Genomic DNA, 2,976 nt, shown 5'->3' on the forward strand with positions numbered 1-2,976 from the left:
TTTGCTGCCTGACCGCTTGGGGGGCAACGGGGCGCTACTATAGGGAGTTGCGCTAAAACGGTCAAGCAGATTTTCAGCTTTAATGCGCGTTCGGTTAAGCCTTAATCAGCTTTTACCGCAAAGCCTGTAATCAACTCTGCGAATCGAGCACTTCGCTGTTTTTCACCACTTCCTGCGCCTTGCCGTAGCTTTCGATCAGTAACTGATAGGCAGGGAAGATATGGGTGTAGACTTCAGCCCATTCTGCAGCATCTTCCCGGTTCCATGTCCGCTGGATCTCAGAGGCTACCGCCGCCGTATCCATCGGCACTACGCCAGCCTGCACCACGCGCGCCAGGGTGATCTCCTGCGCCATTTTGCTGTAGGTGCCCGAAGCATCAATCACCGCAAACACTTTATAGCCATCCGCCACGGCGCTGATTGACGGGAACGCCATGCAGACGCTGGTGATCGTTCCCGCAATAATCAGCGTTTTACGCCCGGTGGCGTTTACCGCCGCCACAAATTCCGGGTTATCCCAGGCGTTAATCTCGCCTTTGCGCGCAACGTACTGCGCGTGGGGCGCGTTGGCATGGATCTCCGGGATAAGCGGTCCATTCGGCCCTTGCGGAACGGACGCCGTGGTGATCACCGGGATCTTCGCCAGGGTGGCGATTTTCGCCAGCGCTGCCGCACGGGCGCGCAGTTCCGGCATGGGCATGTCACCGACGGTCTGGAACAGCCCGCTCTGGTGGTCAATGAGCAGCATCACCGCGTCGTTCACGTCAATAGCCGGACGAGCGCCGTTAAAATTAGCTGGGGTAGACATTTTTTCTCTCCTTTATTACGTTCAGATCTGGCCGAAGCGGCTGGAGTTGAAATCACGAATGGCTTCCGCGATTTCCGTTTTACTGTTCATCACAAACGGGCCGTAACCCACCACTGGCTCATTAAGCGGTTCCCCGGCCATCAGCAGAATTTTGGCATCGCTGCTGGCTTCCAGATGCAGTTTGTCCCCTTCCTGACTCAGCACCACGAGCTGCGCTTCTCCCGCCTGGGCCGTGCCGTTCACCGTGACGTTACCTTCAAGAATGACCAGCGCGGTGCTCCAGCCGTCGGGCTGAGCGAGTGTTAGATGGTGCCCCTGCCTCAGGGAAACATCCCAGACATTCAGCGGCGAGAACGTATGCGCCGGGCCTGTTACGTCGTTGTAGCGACCCGCGATAACCCGCAGCGTTCCGCTATTGTCCGGTAACGTCACTACCGGGATGTCGCTGCTGGTGATGCTCTGATACCCGGGGGTCGCCATCTTGTCTTTTGCCGGCAGGTTGACCCACAGCTGCAGCATTTTGAGCTCGCCCCCTTTTTGCGCGAAGGCGCTGGAGTGAAACTCTTCATGCAGAATGCCAGCGCCAGCCGTCATCCACTGCACATCGCCGGGACCAATAACGCCGCCTCTGCCGGTGGAATCACGATGCTCTACTTCGCCGGAATAGACGACGGTGACCGTTTCAAATCCACGGTGAGGATGTTCACCTACGCCGCGTTTGGCACCGTCTGCCGGGAAGGAATACGGGCCTGCATAATCCAGCAGCAGGAACGGGCTAAGCGGTTCGCCGTGCGTCTGGTAAGAAAACATCGAACGTACCGGGAAACCATCGCCAACCCAGTGCTGGCGGGGAGCGGTATACACGCCTGTTACGTTTTTCATGATTAACTCCTGATGTTCCGTTGATGTAATTAGCTTATATTCAGAGTTAATATCCCGGTAGATAGTGAAAATGACATTCACTGTTCTTAAAATGGAACAATGGGGGCGTATGCAGGATCTCAATGATTTCGTGTGGTTTGTGAAGGTAGTGGATCATGGCGGGTTTGCCGCGGCGGGCCGGGCGCTCGACCAGCCTAAGTCGAAGCTGAGCCGCAGGATTGCACAGCTGGAGGAGCGGCTGGGCGTTCGGTTGATACAGCGGACCACGCGGCAGTTTACGGTGACGGAGGTCGGGCAGACGTTCTATCAGCACTGTAAGGCCATGCTGGTAGAAGCCGAAGCGGCAGAGGAGGCCGTGGCGGCGCTGCAGGCTGAACCTCGCGGCGTCGTCAGGATCACCTGTCCGGTAACGCTGCTGCACGTGCATGTTGGGCCTATGCTGGCGCGTTTTATGGCGCGTTATCCCGGGATCAATCTTCAGCTGGAAGCGACCAACCGGCGGGTCGACCTGGTCGGCGAGGGCGTAGACGTGGCGATCCGCGTGCGCCCGCGTCCGTTTGATGACAGCGACCTGGTGTTAAGGGTGCTGGCAGACCGGGGGCACTGTCTGGTCGCCGGACCGCAGCTTATTGAACGGCTGGGCAATCCGGCCATGCCTTCTGAACTCAGCGAATGGCCCGGTTTGAGCATGGGGGCCGGGAAGCAGGTACATAAGTGGGAACTCAGCGGGCCGGGAGGGGCAAAGGCGGAGATCCATTTCGCACCGCGCTTTATCACCACCGACATGCTGGCGCTGCGGGAGGCGGCGATGGCGGGCGTGGGCGTGGTGCAGTTGCCGATTCTGATGGTGAAGGATCAGCTGGCGTCAGGAGAGCTGGTTCGGGTACTTGACGCGTGGGAGCCACGACGAGAGGTGATCCATGCGGTCTACCCATCACGGCGGGGGCTATTGCCGTCCGTCAGAACGCTGGTGGATTTTCTCACCGATGAATATGCGCGAATGGTCGAAGAGTAATACGTTGTGTAGGTCGGGTAAGCGCAGCGCCACCCGACATGCAGAGCGCAGGGAGTTTCAAGGTTCGAATCCCCCCCTTTCGGAGAATATAAAAAAAAGCCCGTACTTGCGTACGAGCTCTTTCTCGAATATGGCGGTGAGGGGGGGATTGACTCGCTTCGCTCGCCCTGCGGGCAGCCTGTTCGCTGCGCGCTCAGTCTGTCCAACTGGCTGCCGCCAGTTGTCGAACCCCGGTCGTGGATTCTCATCCCCCCAGAAATGTGCAACATGC

At 58.5% G+C, this 2,976-nt stretch carries 3 protein-coding genes and 1 other RNA gene; 1 reads left to right on the forward strand and 3 read right to left on the reverse strand.

Annotated features, from left to right (window positions below):
* Positions 1–130: 130 nt before the first annotated feature.
* Together E0L20_RS23690 and E0L20_RS23695 are read right to left on the reverse strand one after the other, a co-directional pair.
* Positions 131–808, reverse strand: a complete 678-nt coding sequence (locus tag E0L20_RS23690; protein ID WP_131636019.1) for an isochorismatase family protein — start codon at positions 806–808, stop codon at positions 131–133.
* Between the two features lie 21 nt (positions 809–829).
* Positions 830–1,690 (reverse strand): pirin family protein, encoded by an 861-nt coding sequence (locus E0L20_RS23695; protein WP_131636020.1) that lies wholly within the window; start codon positions 1,688–1,690, stop codon positions 830–832.
* 109 nt (positions 1,691–1,799) lie between these two features.
* Between E0L20_RS23695 and E0L20_RS23700 the strand changes: the two genes are divergently transcribed.
* Positions 1,800–2,705, forward strand: a complete 906-nt coding sequence (locus E0L20_RS23700) for a LysR family transcriptional regulator (protein WP_131636021.1) — start codon at positions 1,800–1,802, stop codon at positions 2,703–2,705.
* 131 nt (positions 2,706–2,836) lie between these two features.
* Here the strand turns inward: E0L20_RS23700 and E0L20_RS23705 are convergent.
* A non-coding RNA gene (locus tag E0L20_RS23705) (RtT sRNA) lies at positions 2,837–2,974 on the reverse strand.
* Positions 2,975–2,976 lie beyond the last annotated feature (2 nt).

Source organism: Enterobacter wuhouensis, assembly GCF_004331265.1.
GTDB lineage: Bacteria > Pseudomonadota > Gammaproteobacteria > Enterobacterales > Enterobacteriaceae > Enterobacter > Enterobacter wuhouensis.